The sequence below is a fragment of the Actinomadura chokoriensis genome (assembly GCF_039529475.1).
Lineage (GTDB): Bacteria > Actinomycetota > Actinomycetes > Streptosporangiales > Streptosporangiaceae > Spirillospora > Spirillospora bangladeshensis.
The window spans coordinates 440,939-460,700 of the sequence record NZ_BAAAMW010000001.1; the positions used below are offsets into that span (position 1 = coordinate 440,939).

Annotated in this window: 22 protein-coding genes and 1 tRNA gene; 10 read left to right on the top strand and 13 right to left on the bottom strand. The window is 73.1% G+C overall.

Annotated features, from left to right (window positions below):
* Positions 1-49 precede the first annotated feature (49 nt).
* The gene (locus ABFX46_RS02095; RefSeq protein WP_346039621.1) at positions 50-1,420 is read left to right on the top strand and encodes an L-serine ammonia-lyase; all 1,371 of its coding nucleotides are present in this window, start codon (positions 50-52) and stop codon (positions 1,418-1,420) included.
* A gap of 9 nt (positions 1,421-1,429) precedes the next feature.
* On the opposite strand, the gene ABFX46_RS02100 is transcribed toward ABFX46_RS02095, so the two are convergent.
* On the bottom strand, positions 1,430-2,398 hold the full coding sequence (locus tag ABFX46_RS02100; RefSeq protein WP_346039622.1) for a helix-turn-helix transcriptional regulator: 969 nt from the start codon (positions 2,396-2,398) through the stop codon (positions 1,430-1,432).
* 111 nt (positions 2,399-2,509) lie between these two features.
* Between ABFX46_RS02100 and ABFX46_RS02105 the strand changes: the two genes are divergently transcribed.
* A complete protein-coding gene (locus tag ABFX46_RS02105) occupies positions 2,510-2,947 on the top strand; it encodes a VOC family protein (protein WP_346039623.1) in 438 nt (145 codons plus the stop codon).
* 281 nt (positions 2,948-3,228) lie between these two features.
* Here ABFX46_RS02105 and ABFX46_RS02110 read toward each other — a convergent pair whose 3' ends face one another.
* Entirely contained in the window at positions 3,229-3,690 is a 462-nt protein-coding gene (locus ABFX46_RS02110; protein ID WP_346039624.1) for a nuclear transport factor 2 family protein, read from the bottom strand.
* A gap of 89 nt (positions 3,691-3,779) precedes the next feature.
* Here ABFX46_RS02110 and ABFX46_RS02115 point away from each other — a divergent pair, with 89 nt between their 5' ends.
* Entirely contained in the window at positions 3,780-4,379 is a 600-nt protein-coding gene (locus tag ABFX46_RS02115; protein ID WP_346039625.1) for a TetR/AcrR family transcriptional regulator, read from the top strand.
* On the opposite strand, the gene ABFX46_RS02120 is transcribed toward ABFX46_RS02115, so the two are convergent.
* The 8 genes from ABFX46_RS02120 to purU all read right to left on the bottom strand — a co-directional run bounded on the left by ABFX46_RS02120 (position 4,347) and on the right by purU (position 11,863).
* Entirely contained in the window at positions 4,347-4,793 is a 447-nt protein-coding gene (locus tag ABFX46_RS02120; protein ID WP_346039626.1) for a winged helix-turn-helix transcriptional regulator, read from the bottom strand. The genes ABFX46_RS02115 and ABFX46_RS02120 overlap by 33 nt on opposite strands.
* Positions 4,794-4,814: 21 nt before the next feature.
* Complete coding sequence (locus ABFX46_RS02125) at positions 4,815-5,978, bottom strand: thiolase family protein (protein ID WP_346039627.1); 1,164 nt, start codon at positions 5,976-5,978, stop codon at positions 4,815-4,817.
* A 561-nt stretch (positions 5,979-6,539) separates the two neighbouring features.
* On the bottom strand, positions 6,540-6,698 hold the full coding sequence (locus ABFX46_RS02130) for a hypothetical protein (RefSeq protein WP_346039628.1): 159 nt from the start codon (positions 6,696-6,698) through the stop codon (positions 6,540-6,542).
* 48 nt (positions 6,699-6,746) lie between these two features.
* The gene (locus ABFX46_RS02135) at positions 6,747-7,418 is read right to left on the bottom strand and encodes a response regulator (RefSeq protein WP_346039629.1); all 672 of its coding nucleotides are present in this window, start codon (positions 7,416-7,418) and stop codon (positions 6,747-6,749) included.
* Positions 7,415-9,079, bottom strand: a complete 1,665-nt coding sequence (locus tag ABFX46_RS02140) for a sensor histidine kinase (protein WP_346039630.1) — start codon at positions 9,077-9,079, stop codon at positions 7,415-7,417. The genes ABFX46_RS02135 and ABFX46_RS02140 overlap by 4 nt, the downstream gene beginning before the upstream one ends.
* Positions 9,080-9,698: 619 nt before the next feature.
* Positions 9,699-10,262 carry a hypothetical protein gene (locus ABFX46_RS02145; RefSeq protein WP_346039631.1) on the bottom strand — a complete coding sequence of 188 codons (564 nt, stop codon included), beginning with the start codon at positions 10,260-10,262 and terminating at the stop codon, positions 9,699-9,701.
* 2 nt (positions 10,263-10,264) lie between these two features.
* Positions 10,265-10,879 (bottom strand): DUF6286 domain-containing protein, encoded by a 615-nt coding sequence (locus ABFX46_RS02150; protein ID WP_346039632.1) that lies wholly within the window; start codon positions 10,877-10,879, stop codon positions 10,265-10,267.
* Positions 10,880-11,014: 135 nt separating this feature from the next.
* Entirely contained in the window at positions 11,015-11,863 is an 849-nt protein-coding gene (gene purU, locus ABFX46_RS02155) for a formyltetrahydrofolate deformylase (protein ID WP_163057930.1), read from the bottom strand.
* Between the two features lie 174 nt (positions 11,864-12,037).
* On the opposite strand from purU, the gene ABFX46_RS02160 reads away from it, so the two are divergent.
* From ABFX46_RS02160 to ABFX46_RS02180, 5 genes are read left to right on the top strand one after another with little or no spacing between them, the layout of a single operon-like run.
* Positions 12,038-12,970, top strand: coding sequence for a CE1 family esterase (locus ABFX46_RS02160; RefSeq protein ID WP_346039633.1), 933 nt, complete (start codon positions 12,038-12,040; stop codon positions 12,968-12,970).
* 41 nt (positions 12,971-13,011) lie between these two features.
* A complete protein-coding gene (locus ABFX46_RS02165; RefSeq protein WP_346039634.1) occupies positions 13,012-14,196 on the top strand; it encodes an amino acid deaminase/aldolase in 1,185 nt (394 codons plus the stop codon).
* Positions 14,197-14,212: 16 nt separating this feature from the next.
* Positions 14,213-14,881 (top strand): SIMPL domain-containing protein, encoded by a 669-nt coding sequence (locus tag ABFX46_RS02170; RefSeq protein WP_346039635.1) that lies wholly within the window; start codon positions 14,213-14,215, stop codon positions 14,879-14,881.
* The gene (locus ABFX46_RS02175; protein ID WP_346039636.1) at positions 14,878-16,149 is read left to right on the top strand and encodes a family 4 glycosyl hydrolase; all 1,272 of its coding nucleotides are present in this window, start codon (positions 14,878-14,880) and stop codon (positions 16,147-16,149) included. Before ABFX46_RS02170 ends, ABFX46_RS02175 begins: the two co-directional genes overlap by 4 nt.
* A gap of 32 nt (positions 16,150-16,181) precedes the next feature.
* Positions 16,182-16,466, top strand: a complete 285-nt coding sequence (locus ABFX46_RS02180) for an anti-sigma factor family protein (RefSeq protein WP_346039637.1) — start codon at positions 16,182-16,184, stop codon at positions 16,464-16,466.
* Here the strand turns inward: ABFX46_RS02180 and ABFX46_RS02185 are convergent.
* Positions 16,417-16,725: a DUF3618 domain-containing protein gene (locus ABFX46_RS02185; RefSeq protein WP_346039638.1), complete on the bottom strand. Its 309-nt coding sequence runs from the start codon at positions 16,723-16,725 to the stop codon at positions 16,417-16,419. The two genes, ABFX46_RS02180 and ABFX46_RS02185, sit on opposite strands and share 50 nt — an antisense overlap.
* A 152-nt stretch (positions 16,726-16,877) precedes the next feature.
* Here ABFX46_RS02185 and bcp point away from each other — a divergent pair, with 152 nt between their 5' ends.
* Complete coding sequence (gene bcp, locus ABFX46_RS02190; RefSeq protein WP_346039639.1) at positions 16,878-17,345, top strand: thioredoxin-dependent thiol peroxidase; 468 nt, start codon at positions 16,878-16,880, stop codon at positions 17,343-17,345.
* A 50-nt stretch (positions 17,346-17,395) separates the two neighbouring features.
* Here the strand turns inward: bcp and ABFX46_RS02195 are convergent.
* Positions 17,396-17,480, bottom strand: a tRNA-Leu gene (locus ABFX46_RS02195).
* Complete coding sequence (locus tag ABFX46_RS02200; protein ID WP_346039640.1) at positions 17,443-19,026, bottom strand: MFS transporter; 1,584 nt, start codon at positions 19,024-19,026, stop codon at positions 17,443-17,445. Before ABFX46_RS02200 ends, ABFX46_RS02195 begins: the two co-directional genes overlap by 38 nt.
* Positions 19,027-19,067: 41 nt before the next feature.
* Here ABFX46_RS02200 and ABFX46_RS02205 point away from each other — a divergent pair, with 41 nt between their 5' ends.
* Positions 19,068-19,694: a TetR/AcrR family transcriptional regulator gene (locus ABFX46_RS02205; RefSeq protein WP_346039987.1), complete on the top strand. Its 627-nt coding sequence runs from the start codon at positions 19,068-19,070 to the stop codon at positions 19,692-19,694.
* Positions 19,695-19,762: the final 68 nt, after the last annotated feature.

The following is a 19,762-nucleotide window of genomic DNA, read 5'->3' on the forward strand; positions in this document are numbered from 1 at the left end:
GCGCCCCCTTCCGCCAGCGGGAGGGGGCGCAGCTACAACGAGGTAGCTCATGGCCATCAGTGTTTTCGACCTGTTCAAAATCGGGATCGGCCCTTCGTCGTCCCACACCGGCGGCCCGATGGCGGCGGCGCACCGTTTCGCTCGTGGCCTGGAACGCGACGGCCTGTTGGAGAAGACCGCGTCGGTGCAGGTCGTCCTCTACGGTTCGCTCGGCCTCACCGGGAAGGGCCACGGCAGCGACAAGGCCGTCATCCTCGGTCTGGAAGGCGACAAGCCCGAACTGGTCGACGTCGACCGGGTGGACGAACGCCTGGCGGCGATCCGCGAACGCGGAGCGCTGAGCCTTTTCGGCGACCACGACATTCCTTTCGTGGTCAACGAGCACCTCCACTTCGAGCGCAAGGAATCGCTTCCCGGCCACCCCAACGGCATGCGTTTCACCGCCCTTGGCGACTCCGGCGAGGAACTGCGCTCGAAGGTGTACTACTCGGTCGGCGGCGGCTTCATCGTGGACGAGAACGCCACCGGCGCCGACCGCATAAAGCCGGACGACACCGTCCTGCCGCACCCCTTCGACACGGCCGCCGACCTCCTGGACCGCTGCCGCGAAACGGGCCTGTCGATCTCGGCTCTGACGCTGGAGAACGAGAAGGCGTTCGGCCGGTCTCCGGAGGGGATCCGCGAGGGCCTGCTGAACCTCTGGCAGGTGATGCGGGCCTGCGTGACGCGGGGGTGCGCCCGCGAGGGCCTTCTGCCCGGCGGGCTGAAGGTGCGCCGCCGCGCACCGCAGCTCCACCGCCAGCTCTCCACCGAGAAGGCCTCGGATCCCCTTCACGCGATGGACTGGGTCACCCTTTTCGCCCTCGCCGTCAACGAGGAGAACGCCGCCGGGGGCCGTATCGTCACCGCTCCCACCAACGGCGCCGCCGGGATCATCCCGGCCGTCCTGCATTACTACGACCGGTTCCTGCCCAGCGACGACGACGGCATCGTCCGGTTCCTGCTGACCGCGGGCGCGATCGGCGTCCTGTTCAAGCAGAACGCCTCCATTTCCGGTGCCGAGGTCGGCTGCCAGGGCGAGGTCGGGTCCGCCTGCTCCATGGCGGCCGCCGGCCTCACCGAGATTTTGGGCGGCACCCCGGAGCAGGTGGAGAACGCCGCCGAGATCGGCATCGAGCACAATCTGGGCCTTACCTGCGACCCGGTCGGCGGGCTGGTCCAGGTGCCGTGCATCGAGCGCAACGCGGTGGGCGCCATCAAGGCCATCAGCGCCGCCCGCATCTCCCTTCGCGGCGACGGGCGCCATTTCGTCACCCTCGACAAGGCCATCAAGACGATGCGCGACACCGGCCGCGACATGCTCGACAAATACAAGGAGACGTCGCGCGGCGGCCTCGCCGTCAACGTCATCGAATGCTGATCCGTACGGTCAGCCGTTCGCGGACATCTCCGCCAGGCGGCGGGCGAGGCGGGCGGTGGCGGCGCGCAACTCCGGCGGTTCCAGGATCTGCGTCGTGAAGCCGAGGCGGGCGATGTGCACGGCGAGCCAGTCGATGTCGTCGCCGCCCACGGTGAGCAGGCACCAGCCGTCGCGGTCGTCCTCGACACGTCCCACCTGGGGCGGTATCAGCTCGCGCACCTGGTCGGACGCGGCGCGGAGCCGGACGCGGGCGAGGTACCGGTAGGGCGCCTCCGTCACGGAGCGCTGGACGTAGGCGACCGGGTCCGGATGCTCCCTCGGCCGGAAATGCCAGGTCGTCGGCGCGGCATCGCGCATCCGGTCCAGGCGGAAGGTGCGCCAGTCGCCGCGGTCGACGTCCCAGGCCATGAGGTACCAGCGGCGGGCGGTGGCGACCATCCGCACCGGCTCGACCGTGCGCCCCCGCTCCTCGCCGCCGCGGGCGGCGTACCGGAACCGGACCCGGACGGCGTCTCGGCAGGCCCGCGCGAGCGTCACCAGCAGCTCCGCGTCGACTTCGGCCCCGGGGCCGACGAGGGTCTCGGTGGCGCCGTGCACGGCCCGGACCTCGGCGCGCAGCCGGGGCGGCATCACCTGGTCGAGCTTCGCGAGGGCCCGCAGCGCCGCCTCGCCCGTCCCGGCGACGGTGCCGCCCGACGCCAGCCGCAGGGACACGGCCGTGGCGATCGCCTCCTCGTCGTCCAGGAGCAGGGGCGGCAGCCGGGTGCCCGCGCCGAGCCGGTAGCCGCCGCCGACGCCCGCCGTCGCGTGGACGGGGTACCCGAGCGCGCGGAGCCGCTCGACGTCGCGGCGCACCGAACGGTCGGTGACCTGCAGCCGCTCGGCGATCTCGGCGGCGGTCCAGGACGAGCGGCGCTGCAGCAGCGCCAGCAGCCGCAGCACCCGCTCGGTCGTCCCCTCGGCGGTCACGCGGCTCATCGTTCCACAGATCGCGGAACGTACCTGTCCGCAATAGGGGAAAGACTGGCCTAGACGGCCTCCCCTCGCGGGAGGCCGAGTACCTCTACCTGCACAGGAAGGCGAGCTGACATGGCCCGCGATATCCAGATCACCTTCGACTGCGCCGACCCCGCCGCGCTGGCCGCGTTCTGGGCCGAGGCCCTCGGCTACCGGCTCCAGGACCCGCCCGGGGACTTCGCGTCCTGGGACGAGGCCCTGGCGGCGATGGGCGTCCCGCCGGAGCGGCGCAACGACGCCTCGGCGCTGACCGACCCCGCCGGCGCCGGGCCGCGGCTGTTCTTCCAGCGGGTGCCGGAGGGCAAGCAGGCCAAGAACCGCGTCCACCTGGACGTGCGTGCCGCCCCCGGCCTGGACGGCGACGCCCGCATGAAGGCGCTGGAGGCGGAGGCCGAACGCCTGGTCTCCCACGGCGCCACCCGCCTCCAGCGCCACGAGCCCGCACCCCCACTCGGCGCCGGCCACATCGTGATGGCCGACCCCGAAGGCAACGAATTCTGCCTCGACTGACCCCCGGCCCTCGGGGCCGTGCTGATCGCGCTGGAGTTCCTCATGGACGGCACGGTCGGCGTCCTCGCAGGACGCATCGGAGACCGGCTGACACGGCTTGACCTTGACGCCGGCGGCAGGGTTCGGAGCTGGGCGGTGCAACTCACGCCGCGCGGCGTCCGGGTCGTGGCGGTTGCGCCCGGCGCGATCGGCACGCCCATCGGACGCGCTGCGCGAGGCGGCCGGACGGATCGCCGCCCGTCCGGTCGCCTGACGCGTCGCTTGACGCCGGTCGCCTGGCGTCAGCGGAGCGGGATGTCGGTCCCATGCTCGCTCTCGGGGCGCGGGCCGTGGATGCGGCGGTCGGCCTCGTCGATGCGCACGTCGTTGATGCTCGCCTCGCGGCGCCGCATCAGCCCGTGCTCGTCGAACTCCCACAGCTCGTTGCCGTAGCTGCGCCACCACTGGCCGCCGTCGTCGTGCCACTCGTACTGGAACCGGACGGCGATCCGGTTCTCGCGGAATCCCCACAGGCTCTTGCGCAGCGCGTAGTCGAGCTCCTTCTCCCACTTCCCGGTGAGGAAGGCGATGATCTCGTCCCGTCCGGTGACGAAGCGGTCGCGGTTCCGCCAGACGGAGTCGACCGTGTAGGCGCCCGCCACTTTCTGCGGGTCGCGGGTGTTCCACGCGTCCTCGGCGGACTGCACCTTCTGCCGGGCGGTCTCCTCGGTGAACGGCGGGTAGGGCGGGCGGTCTTCGGGCATCACGGCCTCCTCATATTGAGAACGTACGTTCTCCATCACTGTCGCCTAACCTAGGGAACGACCGTTCTCAACGTCAAGCGGGAGTGTCGATGCCGGCCGCGATCACCGAGGAGCAGCAGGCCCTGGACCGCCGGGCGCTGCTGGACGCCGCGGAGGACCTCTTCTACCGGCGGGGCATCCAGGCGGTCGGCATGGACGACCTGCGGAGCGCCGCAGGGCTGCCCCTCAAGCGCATCTACCGGCTGTTCCCGACCAAGGAGGCGCTAATCGTCGCCGTGCTGGAGCGCCGCGACCTGCGCTGGCGCGGCGACCTGGCCGCCCACCTGGACGCGGTGGCCGACCCCCGCGAGCGCGTCCTCGCGCTGTTCGACTGGCTCGGCGCCTGGTTCGCCGAACCCGGCTTCCGCGGCTGCGCCTGGGTGAACGCCCACGGCGAACTCGGCCCGTCGGCCCCGGCGATCGCGGAGGCGGCGCGCGCGCACAAGCGCGCCTTCCACGCCCAGGTCACCGCCCTGGTCGCGCCCGTGGCGCCGTCCGCCACCGAGTCGATCTACCTGCTCGCGGAGGGCGCCATCGTGATGGCCGGCATCCACGGCGACCCCGCCGCGGCGGCGCGGGCGCGGGCGGGCGCCCGCGCGCTCCTGGACGCGGCCGGGTCAGGAGGTGCGGGCGCCGCGGCCGGTGGGTGAGTGGGCGCCCATGCGGGCCTCGTTGCCGCAGTGGCCGCAGATGACCAGCGGGCTGAGCGTGTCGCCGCACGAGTGCTGCCAGCGGACCGGCGGGTCGTCCGGGTGCAGGTGCCGGTCGCCCCACCGCATCAGGACGAGCAGCACGTCGCACAGTTCGAGCCCGGCAGGCGTCAGGTGGTACTCGTAGCGCACCGGGTGGTCGCTGTAGCGCTCGCGCCGGATGATGCCGTTCGCCTCCAGCTTGCGCAGCCGGGACGTGAGGATGTCGCGGGCCGCACCCGTGTTCCGGACGATCTGGTCGAACCGCCGCACCCCGTAGCTCAGCTCCCGGATCACGAGCAGGCTCCAGCGCTCGCCGACCAGGTCCAGGGTGTCGGCGACCGAGCATTCGCGCGGGTGGGCGTCCTTCGGCATGCCCCGCAGCCTAGCCGCGGGTCACAGCCGCTCGATGACGGTGGCGTTGGCCAGCCCGCCGGCCTCGCACATGGTCTGCAGCCCGAACCGTCCGCCGCGGTCTTCCAGGGCGTGCAGCAGCGTCGTCATGATGCGGGCACCGCTGGCGCCGAGCGGATGGCCGATCGCGATCGCGCCGCCGCGCACGTTGACCCGGGCCGGGTCGGCGCCGGTCTCGCGCTGCCAGGCCAGGACGACCGGCGAGAACGCCTCGTTCACCTCGAACAGGTCGATGTCGTCCAGCGTGAGGCCGCCCCGCCGGAGCACCTTCTCGGTCGCGGGGATGATCGCGGTGAGCATCAGGAGCGGGTCGTCGCCGGTCACGGCGAACGCGTGGAACCGGGCGCGGGGGCGCAGGCCGAGGCGCTCGGCGATGTCCGCGCCCATGACCAGGACGGCGGCGGCGCCGTCGTTGATCGGGGACGCGTTGCCGGCGGTGATCTTCCACTCGATCTCGGGGAAGCGCTCGGCCGTCCGCTCGTCGTAGTAGGCCGGCGTGAGGGCGGCGAGGGCCTCCGGTGACGTCCCGGGGCGGACGGTCTCGTCCCACTGCCCCGTCCAGGCGACCTCCCGGTCGAACTCCCCATTCTTCCACGCCTCGGCGGCGCGGCGGTGCGACTCGTGGGCGTAGGCGTCGAGCTCCTCGCGCGCGAACCTCCAGCGGGCGGCGATCAGCTCGGCGCTGATGCCCTGCCCGACGAGGCCGTCCGGGTACCGCTCGGCGAGCATCGTCCCCCAGGGGTTGCTCCCCGGCAGGACGTTCGACCCCATCGGCACCCGCGACATCGACTCGACGCCGCACGCGATCGCGATGTCGTAGGCGCCGCTCTGCACGCCCTGCGCCGCGATGTGCAGGGCCTGCTGGGACGATCCGCACTGCCGGTCGACGGTCATGGCGGGGACGCTCTCGGGGAACCCGGCCGCGAGCACGGCGGTCCGCGTGATGTTGAGCGCCTGGTCGCCGACCTGCGTGACGACCCCGCCGATGACGTCGTCGACGTCGCCGGGCTCGATCCCGGCGCGTTGAACGAGCACCTTGAGCGTCCGCGCCAGCAGATCGACCGGAAGCTCCTCGTGCAGGAAGCCGTTCGCCTTCCCCTTGCCCACCGGAGTCCGCACGGCCTCCACGATCACCGCGTCCCGCACCACGACCACCTCCGTTGTGTTTTCCAACTCGCTCTCGCAGTATCAGCCGATCAAGTTGGAAAACACAACCCACCACACCCCGTGCCCTACCTCACACCCGGCAGAGGGCCGCGTCAGAGCTTCCCCGCGAGCACCGCCACACGATGCCCACCGAGCCGCCGACCGAACTCAGCGACGAACTCCGCCCGGAACGGCGGCCAGTTCCAGCTCCACAGACCGACCTGGTGGTGCTGGGGTGGCGGCGATCGTCTTGGGCGGTGGGTAATAGCGGACCCGGGGGCCGCGGTGCTGTGCCGTGGTCCCCGGGTCGTCGGGCCGCTCAGCGGGAGGGGCCCATGCCGTGGTCTGTCCGTTCCCTCCATGCGTCGAAGGGCCCCTGGGTGGAGCCGCCCGATTGTTCACGGTGGGACAAGCACGCCTCCTCGATGCCTTCGACGTTTGCGTTCACTTCGGACGTTAGTCGTGTACGCGGATATAACCGCCCAATGGGTCTCAAAGGGGGCGTCAAAACCGCACGCGAAAACGCCCGGACGACTCGCGTCCGGGCGCTGGGTGCGGCGGCTAGCGGCCCTTGAACATCGCGCGCATCTTGCGGGCGGCGTCCCCCGGTTTCCCCTTCCGGGGCGCGCCCGTGGCGGGTTCGGCGCGGGGCGGCGGCGGGTCCTCGCGCTCCGGTTCGTTCTTCGCCCTTGCCTCGGGCTTGCCAGGCTTCTCGGTCACGACAACTCCCCCGATGTCGCATGCACTGTCGTCCCGTAGGTACCCCGTCTAGCCGGGATAGAAGCGCACTTCGGGACGGCCGACCTGACCGTAGTGGGGTTTGCGGTGCGCCAGGCCGTTCTGCGCCAGGTACTCCAGGTAGCGGCGGGCGGTGACGCGGGAGACGCCGGTGAGGTCGGCGGCCGCGGCGGCGGACAGGCCGTCGGACGCGGCCGACAGCACGTCGGTCACGGCCTGGAGCGTCTCGCCGCTCATGCCCTTCGGGACCGTGCGGTGGTCGGGGGTGCGGAGGGTGGCGAGCATGCCGTCCACGTCGGCCTGGCCGCTGACCTCGCCCGCGCCCACGGTCTGCTCCCGGAAGAGGGCGTACCGGTCGAGCTTGTCGCGCAGGGACGCGAAGGTGAACGGCTTCAGCAGGTACTGCACGACCCCGACCGAGACGGCCGAGCGGATCACCGCGAGGTCGCGGGCCGAGGTGACGGCGATGACGTCCACGTCGCGGCCACCGGCGCGGAGCGCCCGGCAGACGGTGAGGCCGTGCGTGTCCGGCAGGTAGAAGTCGAGGAGGACGACGTCGACGGTCGAGCGCTCGCAGAACCGGAGCGCGTCCGCCCCCGAGTGGACGACCCCGGCGACGGCGAACCCGGCGACCCGTTCGACATAGGTGCGGTGCGCCTCGGCGGCGACCGGGTCGTCCTCGACGATGAGCACTTCGATCATGGGTTGTCCAGGGGGAGTCGGACGGTGAACACGGCGCCGGTGTCGTGCCCCACGCGGACCTCGCCGCCGCGCCGCCGGACGGTCTGGCCGACCAGCGCGAGGCCGAGCCCGTGCCCGACCGGCCAGCCGCCGGACGTCTTGGTCGTCCACCCGCGCCGGAACATGTCCGGGACGGCGGACGGTTCGATGCCCGGCCCGCTGTCGGACACCCGCAGCAGCAGCGTACCGGCGTCCTCGCGGGCGCTGACGACGACCCGGGGCGCCCGGACGGACGCGTTCCCGATGGCCGCCTCCACCGCGTTGTCGATCAGGTTGCCGAGGATGGTGACGAGGTCGCGGGCCTCGACCGTCCCCTCGATCGCGGTGTCCTCGGTGATGACCAGCTCGACGCCCCGCTCGGCGGCCTCGGCCGACTTGCCGAGCAGGAGCGCGGCGAGGACGGGCTCGGTGACGGAGTCCACGACCCGGTCGGTGAGGCGCTGCGCGGTCGCGAGTTCGGCGGTGGCGAACTCGACGGCCTGGTCGGGACGGCCCAGCTCGACGAGCGACACCACCGTGTGCAGGCGGTTCGCGGCCTCGTGGGCCTGCGAGCGCAGCGACTCGGCGAACCCGCGGACGGTGTCCAGCTCGCCGGTCAGGGTCTGCAGCTCGGTGTGGTCGCGGAAGGTGACGACGTTCCCCATCGCCCGGTCGCGGGATCGGACGGGCGAGGTGTTCACCACCAGGACGCGGGTGTCGCCGACATGGATCTCGTCCGCGCGCGGCTCCGGCGCGACGAGGGTCGCGACCAGTTCGGCGGGCAGGCCGAGGTCGGTGACGCGCCGTCCGCGCAGGTCGAGCGCGTGCCGGACCGGGGACCGGCCGGGCCGCGCCCGCGCCCGGCCGTCCGGCCGGTGGGCGCGCAGATCGAGCAGGTCGAGGGCGGCGTCGTTGCACAGCACGACGCGGCCCGACCGGTCGAGGATCAGCAGCCCCTCCCGGACGGCGTGCAGGATCGCCTCGTAGTACTCGAACATCTCCCGCAGCTCGCCGGGCGCGACGCCGCGGGTCTGCCGGCGCAGCCGCGCGGAGACGAGGTAGCTGCCGGCCATCCCGGCGGCGAGCACGACCCCGGCGACGACGGCGAGGGCGATCAGCCGCTGCTGCAGCCGTCCGGTGATCACCCGGACGGTGATGCCGACCGCGACCAGCGCCACGACCTCGTGCCGGTCGTCGAAGACGGGCGCGACCGTCCGGACGGACGGGCCGAGCGTGCCGGTGTAGGTCTCGGTGAACGTCCGGCCGGCGACGGCGGGCGCGGTGTTGCCGACGAAGTGCCCGCCGATCCGGGCCGGGTTGGGATGGGTGTAGCGGATGCCGTCCGGGCTCATGATCGTGATGAAGTCGACGCCGGTGTCGTGCCGGACGCGTTCGGCGTACGGCTGCAGCAGCGCGCTCGGTTCCGGCGCGGCGAGCGCCGCCCGGACGTTCTGCGCGTCGGCGATGCTCACCGCGACCGCCGTGACGGTCTGCCGCGCGCCGTCGTCGGCGGACCGCCCCGCGTCCAGGTAGGCCAGGACGGCGCCGGCCGCGACGAGCAGCCCGACGACCGCGGCCTGCAGCACCAGCAGCTGCCGGGCCACGCTCCAGTTGCCGGGCACCGCCCAGCGGGGACGCCGCATCGGCCCTCGCACCTCCTCGGAACACGCCGTGAACGAAATGTACACAAGCGTGACGGCCGTCACAGGTGCGCGCATAGTGTCGGGTGCAAGGACCACGGCCCCGCCGATCATGCTCCCGACCTGCGCGGCCCTCCCCCCACCGCGGGTGCCCGCCGTGTGCATGCGCCGCCCGTCCCGGCGCATGGGCGCCCGCCGACGAGCGAGCGCCCGTCCCCAGCCGGGACGGGCGCCGCTCCTCCCCCTACTCCTACCGCAACGCCAGGCGCGTCCGATCCCGGTACCCCGCCACCGAGGAGAACACCGTGCCCCACCCGCCCCCAAGCGGCCCGAAACCGATCCGCACGAACCCAGCCAGGCACGAAGCCAGCCGGGCACGAAACCGGGCGGCACAAGATCAGCCGGGCACGAACCCAGCCGGTGGGGCAGCAGGGCTGGGCTGGGGGTGAGAGCTCGGCCGTCCGGTGCCAAGCGCCCCGGCACCGGGCGGCCGTTCGTACCTCAGTCCATCGAGGGCTGCGGGCTGAAGCGGATGACCACTGGCAGGTCGGGCACGCCAAGCGCGCGGCACTGGCGCTCGGCCGGAAGCCCAGCACCCGGGCATCGGGCGGGCGTTCGGGGGTCAGGCCGTTTCGGGGTGCGGGTGGTGGCGGCGGGGGCGGGGGAAGGTCGGGCGGAAGCGGATGACCACTGGCAGGTCGGGCATGCCGAGCGCGTTGCGGTAGCGCTCGACCGGGCCCGCGCCGAGTTCCCCGTACACCTCGCCGACGAGCGTGTCGCCGGCGCAGGAGACGTTCAGCAGGAGGCGCGGCTTGTCGGCCGTGCCGGTGAGGCGGATCCGGACGTCCTCGACGCCGGGCAGCGCGCGGACGTCCCGGTCGAGGACGGCGGCGGCCGTCCGCGCGCGGACGCGGGTCTCGGCGTCCAGGTCGGGCCACCACTGGTGGACGAGGGCCCGGCCCTGCAGGACGAGCCACAGCTGACCGGCGAGGGCCAGCAGTTCGGCGGCGCCCGCCGCGGCCGGCAGGAACCAGCCGGTGCCGCCGGCGAAGCGCACCGCCGCCGGGTCGAGCAGCGGCCGGCCCGACAGGGCGCCGAACGCGTCGAAGGCGCCCAGCCCGAGGGCGGCGGCGGAGGCGCCGGCCAGCAGCAGCACCGCCCCGGTCATCGCGATCGCGATCCGCATCGTCAGTCCTTCCGCCAGCCGAGCCGGACGTCGACCGGCGGCCGGTGCATCGGCTCGATCCGGTCCAGGCGCGCCTCGACGGCGTCCCGGACGAGGTCGGCCAGGTTCGACGGGTTCCGGTAGTGGGTCGCGGCCCGGACGAGCAGGCTCCGCCGGAAGACCGACAGGCCGCGGACGCGGGCGCGCTCGATGCCGGGGACCTCCAGGGCCGCGTCGGCGAGCGTCCGGCGCAGCGCGGCGCGCCCGATGAGGCCGGCCTGGCGCGGGTCGGAGCCGTCCAGCGGCACCCCGCGCAGCCGGCCGGGCAGCGCCGCGACCAGGAAGGCGGCCCCGAGCGCGGCGACCGCCCCCGCGACGACCAGGACGTCCGGGTCGCGCCAGGAGTACCGGCGCAGGACGTCCAGCAGCGTCGCGACGCCCGGCACCGGATGGACGGCGGACCCGAGCGCCGCGGCCAGCAGCTCGATCGCCGCCGCGCCGCCCGCCGCCGTCACCAGCAGCGCCGCGGTGAACCCCGCGAACGCGCGCCGCGGCCGGAACGCGCGGACGGCCAGCCGCCGCGCCTCCCGCCTGCTCCGCTCCTCCTCGATCAGGTCATGGACCAACGCCTCGGCCATAGCCACCCCCGTGAGCCATCGGCACGTCCGACATCCTCACTCATCGTGAGGCATGACCACGCGGAGTGAAACTCGCCATGCCGACATCTCACGGAAAACCGCAGGTCAGCGTCAGCAGAGGCGGAGACTGAGGCGTCAGCGGAAGACGACGGTGCGGTCGCCGTTGAGCAGGATGCGGTGCTCGGCGTGCCAGCGGACGGCGCGGGCCAGCGCCAGGCACTCGACGTCGCGCCCGACCGCCACCAGCTCCTCCGGGCTCTGGGTGTGGTCGACCCGCGCGACCTCCTGCTCGATGATCGGCCCCTCGTCCAGGTCGGCGGTGACGTAGTGCGCGGTGGCGCCGATCAGCTTCACGCCGCGCGCGTGCGCCTGGTGGTAGGGGCGGGCGCCCTTGAAGCTCGGCAGGAACGAGTGGTGGATGTTGATGATCTGCCCGGGCAGCTTCGCGCAGAAGTCGTCGGAGAGGATCTGCATGTACCGGGCGAGGACGACGAGGTCGGCGCGGTAGTGCTCGACCAGCGTGAGGATCTCCGCCTCCTGCGCCGCCTTCCCGCCGGACCCGGCCGGCAGGTGGTGGTAGTCGATCCCGTACGACTGGGTGAGCGGACGCAGGTCGGGGTGGTTGGACGCGACCGCGACGATGTCGATGTCGAGCAGCCCGGAGCGCGTCCGGTAGAGGAGGTCGTTCAGGCAGTGCCCGCCCTTCGACACCATGATCAGGACGCGCGGGCGCTCGGCGAGCGCGTGCAGCCGCCACTCCAGGCCGAGCTCGGGCACCAGCGACGCGAACGCGCCGCGCAGCTCGTCGGGGTCGGTGTCGTCGAGGGCCGCGAACTGGACCCGCATGAAGAACCTGCCGGACTCGCCGTCGCCGAACTGCTGGCTCTCCACGATGTTGCATCCGCGCTCGGCCAGCAGCCCCGAGACGGCGGCCACGATGCCGGGCCGGTCGGGGCATGACAGGGTCAGGACGAATTCGTTCAAGGGACTCACTCTTATCGCGACGCGGCAGCTCAGAACGGTGCCTCCGAGCTTACGCGGCTCCCGCGCGTCCCGCCGCCGTCCTTCCACGTCGTCCACGCGGCACCGCGGCGGCACGTCCGGCTTCGTCTACTCATGAGTAGTTTGAGGGTGTCCGTTGAGGTTAGTTTTGCCTCCATGCGGCGAATCCTGCTCGTGGTACTGGCGGTCACCCTCGTCCTGGCGGGCTGCACCGAGGAGCACGGCACGAAGGGCGGGGAGGGCGGGCGCCCAGCGAAGGTGGACGGCGTCCCCACCGCGCAGGGCACGCACAAGCAGAAGATGGACGTGGGCACGTTCGGGCACCGCGAGTTCCTCCTGCACGTCCCGGCCAAGGTGTCGGACGGCGAATGGAAGGACGGCAAGCCCGCCGACCCGCCCGCGCTGGTCATCGCCCTGCACGGCGGCCTCGCCAACATGAGCAAGATGCAGGACCTGAGCGGCTTCGACGAACTGTCGGACGAGCACGGCTTCCTCGTCGCCTACCCGGACGGGTTCATGACCACCTGGAACGCGGGCGACTGCTGCGGTGCCGCGAAGGTCGGCGACATCGACGACGTCGGGTTCCTGACCAAGCTCATCGACAAGCTCACCGGCGCCGGCCTGGCCGACCCGAAGCGCGTCTACGTCACCGGGTTCTCCAATGGCGCGGGCATGGCGTACAAGATGGCCTGCGAGAAGCCGGACAAGGTGGCGGCGATCGGCGTCGTCGAGGGCGCGCTGGTCACCCCCTGCGACCCGGACCGCCCGGTCTCGGCGATGATCTTCCACGGGACGGCGGACCGGAGCGTCCCGTTCAACGGCGGCGGCAACCGCGACTTCAACGACAAGCGCCCGTTCCCGCCGGTGTCCAAGGCGGTCGAGTTCTGGCGTAGGCTCGCCGGTCTGCCCGAGCCGCACAAGACCGTGAAGGCGCTCGGCGCCGGCACGAACTGCGAGAGCACCGGCAAGGGCGCGCAGGGCGTCGCGGTGACGTTCTGCAAGATCGAGGGCGGCGGGCACCGGTGGCCTGACGAGGCCGGTCCCATGCTGTGGGACTTCTTCGCCGCCCACCCCCGCGACGGATCGTGAGAGCTTTTCACATTAGCCGGTAGTGTGGCAGTGTGACCGCCATGAACCTCCGGGACCGCTATGACGCGGCGACCGCCGCGATCGAGGCGCCGTTCGCCGTCGTCGACCTGGCGGCCTTCCGCGCCAACGCCGCCGGCCTCGTCCGCCGCGCCGCCGGCAAGCCGATCCGCGTCGCGAGCAAGTCGGTGCGCTGCCGGGCCCTCCTGGAGGACGCCCTCGCGATGGACGGCTTCGCCGGGATCATGGCGTTCACGCTGCCCGAGGCGCTGTGGCTCGCGGCCGAGGGCGTCAGCGACGACATCCTCGTCGCCTACCCGACCGCCGACCGCACCGCCATCGCGGCGCTCGCCGACAATCCGGCGGCCGCCCGCGTCATCACGCTGATGGTCGACTCCCCGGGGCACCTCGAACTGATCGAGGCCGCCGCCGGCGACCGCCGGATCCGCGTCTGCATCGACATCGACGCCTCCTACCGCCCCCTCGGCGGACGGGTCCGGATCGGCGCGCTGCGCTCCCCGCTGCGGACCGCCGCCGAGGTGTGCGCGTTCGCCGAGCGGATCCTCAAGCGCCCCTCCCTCGACCTCGTCGGGCTGATGGCCTACGAGTCGCAGATCGCCGGCGTCGGGGACGTCCCGCCCGGACGCCCCGCGCGCGGCCGCGTCATCCGCGCCATGCAGCGCCAGTCCCGGCTGGAGCTCGCCCGCCGGCGCGCCGCGATCGTGCGGGCCGTGCGGGAGCTGACCGACCTCGAGTTCGTCAACGGCGGCGGCACCGGCAGCGTCGAGAAGACCGCAGCCGAGCGCGCCGTCACCGAGGTCGCCGCGGGCTCCGGCCTCTACCAGCCGCACCTGTTCGACCAGTACTCCAACTTCACCGGACGCCCCGCCGCGCTGTTCGCGCTGCCCGTCGTCCGCCGCCCGGCCCCCGGCGTCGCGACCTGCCTCGGCGGCGGCTACCTGGCGTCCGGCCCGGCCGACGCCGTCCGCCTTCCGCAGCCGTACCTGCCGACCGGGCTGTCCTACGACCCCAACGAGGGCGCCGGCGAGGTGCAGACGCCGCTGCTCGGCCACGCCGCCGACCTGCTCTCCCTCGGCGACCGCGTCTGGTTCCGCCACACCAAGGCCGGCGAACTCTGCGAACGCTTCGAGGCCCTCCACCTCATCGAAGGCGACCGCCTGGTCAAGACCGTCCCCACCTACCGCGGCGAGGGCCGGACGTTCCTGTAGGACGTAGGTTGGGGGGATGGATGCTCCCCTGATCAGTGTTCGCGGTGAGGCGGTGCTGGAGGCCGAGCCGGAGGTCGCGCGGCTGTCGGTGCACGTCCAGTCGCAGGAGTCCGACCGGCGGGCGGCGCTCGACCGGCTCACCGAGCGGAACCAGCGGTGCCTCGACCTCGTCAGGTCGTACGGGGACGCCGTGGAGAAGGTGGAGACGGGCGGCCTCGCGATCACGCCGCTGCTGAAGTACAAGCGGCGCGAGGGCGACGTCCGGGCTTACCGGGGCACCGTCTGGATCAAGATCGCGGTCGTCGACTTCGCGGTCCTCGGGGAGCTGGTCACCCGGCTCGGCGACCTGGAGCGGACGTTCGTCAGCGGGCCCGAGTGGGAGCTGCGGCGCGACAGCGAGGTGTACGAGCGGGCGGCGCGGCAGGCGGCGCACGAGGCCGTGGCCCGCGCGCGCGGCTACGCCGAGGCGCTCGGGGCGCGGCTCACCGGCCTGGTGGAGCTGTCGGACGAGGGGGTCGGCCGCACGCCGGAGGCGCCGGTCGCGCTGGCCGCCGCGTACGGGCGCGGGCTGGGCGACAGCGCCGAGGAGCCCGAGCCGATCGACCTGGAGCCGGAGACGCAGATCGTCCGCGCGACCGTCGAGGCGCGCTTCACCGCGACGCAGCCCGACCTGGAGCCGCGGTGAAGATCGCGATCGTCGGGGCCGGCAGCGGCTACATGCCGGGCGTCGTCCGGGGCCTGCTGCACCGCGCCGACGACCTGGCCGGCACCGAGCTGGCCTGCTACGACATCGACTCCGCGCACCTGGAGGTCATGGTGCGGCTCGCGCGGAACATGTTCGCCGCGCGGGGCGCCGCGTTCACCGTGTCGTCGCACACCGCTCTCAAGGCGGCGCTGGACGGCGCGTCGTATGTGTTCACGACCTTTCGTCCCGGCGGGCTGGCGGCGCGGCACCTGGACGAGTCGATCCCGCTCAAGCACGGCGTGGTCGGGCAGGAGACCGCGGGCCCCGGCGGGTTCCTGATGGCGCTGCGGTCGGTGCCCGTCCTGCTGGACGTCGCCGCCAAGGCCGACCCGGGCGCGTGGATCGTCAACTACACCAACCCGACGAACGTGGTCACCGACGCCGTGGCCCGCCGGACCGGCGCGCGGATCATCGGCCTGTGCGACCAGTACATCGGCGACACCGAGATGTGGGCCGAGCTGCTGGGGCTGCCGTCCGACGGGCTGGAGGCCGACTGGATCGGCCTCAACCACGCCACCTGGGCGGAGCGGCTCCGGCTCGACGGCCGCGAAGTCGACCTCCCGCTCCTGCTGGACGACCTGGAGGTCCCCGGCGGCGGCGCGACCCCGTGGCGCGACCCGTCCCGCATGGCGGAACTGGCGAAGACGCTCGGTTTCCTGCCGAACTCCTACGCCAAGTACTACTTCTTCCACGACCAGGTGGTCGAGGAGCTGCGGGCGAAGGGCACGACCCGCGCGCAGGACATCCTCACTATGCTGCCCGGCTACTACGAGCAGGTCGCCGCCGAGTCGCGCAAACCCGACCCCGACCCGTCGCGGGAACGCGGCGGCGGCGAGCACGGCGAGTTCGCCGTGGACGTGATCTGCGCCCTGCACCGCGACGAGGGCCGCCGCATGATCGTCAACACGCGCAACAACGGCGCGGTCTCCTCGCTGGACGCCGACGCGATCGCGGAGGTCCCGTCCCTGGTCGGGCGGTCCGGGCCCGTCCCGCTGACGATGGGCCCGCTGCCCGCCCCGGTGCGCGGCCTCACCCAGGCGATCCACGCCTACGAGCGGCTCGCGTCCGACGCCGCCGTGACCGGCGACCGACGCACCGCGCTGCAGGCGCTCATGGCGCACCCGTTCGTGCGGAGCAAGCACACCGCCGAGAAGATCCTGGACGAGGGCCTCGCCGTGCACCGCGACCACCTCCCCCAGTTCCGCTGAACGGCGCGGGGCGTCCTGCCGTACTCCAGGGTGTGGGAGGAACCGACTGCGGGGTGTACCGGCTCGGCCTCGGCGTCTACGCCATCGGGCGGCTGGGCGGCGACGAGGCCGACGCGCTGTCGGCGCACCTGCGCGGCTGCCCGCCCTGCCGCGCGGAGCTCGCCGAGCTGCGGACCGTCGCCGCGCTGCTCGCGCACTCCGTCCGCCCCGGCCCGGCACGCGAAGGCGCCGGCCGCGGACCGCGGACCGGCGCCGTCGGGATGGGTCTCAGCGGCGCTTGCGCCTACGGCGCCAGAGGACCAGGGCGGTCACGGTGACCGCGGCCCCGACGCCCGCGAGCAGCACCCGCTTGTCGACGCCGCCCTGACCGTCCTCATCGTCGTCGGACGGGCGCACGAGCGCGCCGAACGCCTTGACGACCTGGTCGGCCTCCTCCTTCACCCGCTCGACGCCCCGGTGCGCGACGTTGCGCGGACTGAGCCGGTCCGCGAGCTCGTCGACCGCGCGCGCGAGCTCCCGGCGGGAGCGCTCGATATGGCGTTCCACCTCCTCCGGGTCGCTGCTCCAGTCAGCCATGCCGTTTCCTTACCGTGTCGGGCGAACTCGCGGCGGGGCGAGGCCGCGAGTGAAGCATGATCCGAACAGTGTTGCAGGTCTTGCCCGTGGACGTCCGCCCAACCCCGGCCGGTACGGTGGGTTCCACCATCGAATGCGAAAGGCGGGTCAGGGTGTCCGAGCGGCTGCAGCCGGGAGACGTCGCCCCCGGTTTCGAGCTTCCCGACGCCGACGGGGCCGCGGTGTCGCTGGCCTCGCTGCGCGGTAGGCGCGTGATCCTCTACTTCTACCCGGCGGCCATGACGCCCGGCTGCACGAAGGAGTCCGTCGACTTCGAGGGCAGCCTGGCCGAGCTGGACGCCGCCGGCGCCACCGTGGTCGGCATCTCCCCCGACAAGCCGGCGAAGCTGGCGAAGTTCCGGGAGAAGGAGGGGCTGACGTTCCCGCTCCTGTCCGACCCGGACGCCGAGGTCCTGAAGGCGTACGGCGCGTACGGGGAGAAGAAGCTGTACGGCAAGGTCGTCGTCGGCGTCATCCGGTCGACGTTCGTCATCGACGCCGAAGGCAAGATCGAGAAGGCGTACTACAACGTGAAGGCGACCGGCCACGTGGAGCGCCTCCGCCGCGACCTCGGCGTCTGAACCCGCCTGCGGGCCGAGCGCCTCGGCCCGCGCCTCACGCGCGGGCCGGGTGCGGGCGGGGGGATTCGAACCCCCACGGTGTCGCCACCAACAGGACCTAAACCTGCCGCGTATACCTGATTTCGCCACGCCCGCCGGTGCCCTCCTCGGTCAGCTTAGCGGCTTGATCGGCGGGGCCCGCAACGGAATTCGCGGCGTCCGGGCGGGGCGCGCGGTACAGGGCCGCGACGATGACGGCGGTGACGGCGAGCGCGATCGACGCGGTGAGGAACGCCGCCTGGACGCCGTCCCCGAACGCCGCCCGCGCCTGCTCGGCGACCTGCGGGCCGAGCCGCACCGCTCCGGCGAGGGACGCGCGCGCCGCCTCGGCGGCCGGGCCGGGCAGGCCGTCCAGGTCCAGGTTCGCGCGGTAGGACGACTGCAGCAGGCTGCCGAGGACGGCGATGCCGAGCGCGCCGCCGAGCTCGCGGGCCAGGTCGTTCATCGCCGAGCCCACGCCCTGCTTGTCCGCCGGCAGCGCGTCGGTGATGGACGCGGTCGCGGGCGTCATCGCGAGGCCCGCCCCGGCGCCGAGCGGGAGCAGCCCGGCGAGCAGCAGCCAGTACGTGCTGTCCTCGTCCAGCAGGGAGAAGACCAGCATCCCGACGCTGACCAGCAGCAGCCCCGCGGTGATGACGCGGCGCGGGCCCAGCCTCGCCGCCGCGCGGGGCGCGACGACGCGGGCGAACGGCATCATCGTCAGCGCCATCGGCACCAGGCTGAGCGCCCCGACGAGGGCGCTGTCGCCCTTCACCAGCTGCAGGTACTGCAGGATGATGAAGACGAAGCCGAAGAACGCGAAGAACTGCAGGGTGAGCGACAGGGCGCCGGCGGAGAACGCGCGGATGCGGAACAGCCGGGGGTCGAGCAGCGGGTTCGGCCGCTTCAGCTCCCACAGGACGAACCCGGCGAGGATCACCAGCGCGGCGGCGAGGCCGAGCAGGGTGCGGGCGCTGCCCCAGCCCTCGGTCGGCGCCTCGATGATCGAGTAGACGGCGGCGCCGAGCCCGGCGACGGTGATCACGGCGCCGGTCACGTCGAACCGCGGCGCGTCCGGCTCGGCCGACTCGGGGACGACCGCGAGCGTCGCGACCAGCGCGACCACGGCGAGGACGACGTTCATCCAGAACACCGACCGCCACGACCACGCCTCCAGCAGGCTGCCGGACACCAGCAGCCCGAAGATCGCACTGGCGCCGGCGACGCCCGCCCAGGCGCCGACCGCCCGGGTGCGCTGCGCGTCCGGGAACGTCGAGGTGATCGTCGACAGCGTCGCCGGCATCACCAGCGCCGCGCCGACGCCGAGCACGCCGCGCATCGCGATCAGCCAGTTCGGGTCGCTGGCGAGCGCCGCCGCGGCCGACCCCGCGCCGAAGACCACGAGTCCGGCGGCGAGCGCGCGGCGGCGCCCGTAGCGGTCGCCGATGGCGCCGCCGAGCAGCAGCAGCGCGGCGAAGACGAGCGCGTACGCGTCGATGATCCAGGACAGTTCGGTCAGCCCGGCACCGGTGTCCCGGGCGATGGACGGGACCGCTGTGTTGAGGGAGGCCACGGCCGACACGACGGTGGCGAGGGAGAGCATCACGGCCGGCAGCACCGCGCGGTGGACGGTGCCCGGGCCCTCCGGAGCTGTGGTGTTCATGCCTCGACCCTCGCGTCCGTCCGGGCTATATTTCAATCTTGATGAATAAATCCGGGACGGGGTCGGGGAAGGGCACGCGGGGCAGGCGGCGCGGCAGCCCCGATACCCGCGAGGCGATCCTCACCGTGGCGCGCCGCCGCTTCCTGGCCGACGGCTACGGGCCGGTGACGATGCGTTCCATCGCCGCCGAGGCGGGCGTGGACGCGGCGCTGATCAGCTACTTCTTCGGGTCGAAGAAGGGACTGTTCGGCGCGGTGCTCGGCCTCGTCGCCAACCCGCCGGAGGTGCTCGCGGGGGCGCTGCCCGGCGACCCCGCCACGCTGCCCGAACGCGTCCTGCGGGCGCTGCTGACCGCGTGGGACGACCCGGAGGGCGGCGCGCGGCTGGTGCTGCTGGTGCGCGCGGCGGTGGCCGAGCCCGACCTGTCCCGGCTGCTGCGCGACCTCCTCGAACGCGAGATCGTCGACCGCATCGCCGAGCACATCGGCGGGCCCGGCGCGCAGGCCCGGGCCGGGGCGTTCGGCACGCAGCTCGCCGGGCTGATCTTCGTCCGGTACATCCTCCGCGTGGAACCCACCGCGTCGATGAAGCCCGATGAATTAATCGCCCGGCTCGCTCCGGGCCTCCGCGCCGTCCTCCACCCGCCGCCGCGCCCGCGCGCCCGGTAAGGGACAGGCCGCCTCCGGGGTTGCGGACGGGCCCCCTCACGACCGGCGGCGGCATTTGAAAAAGGGGG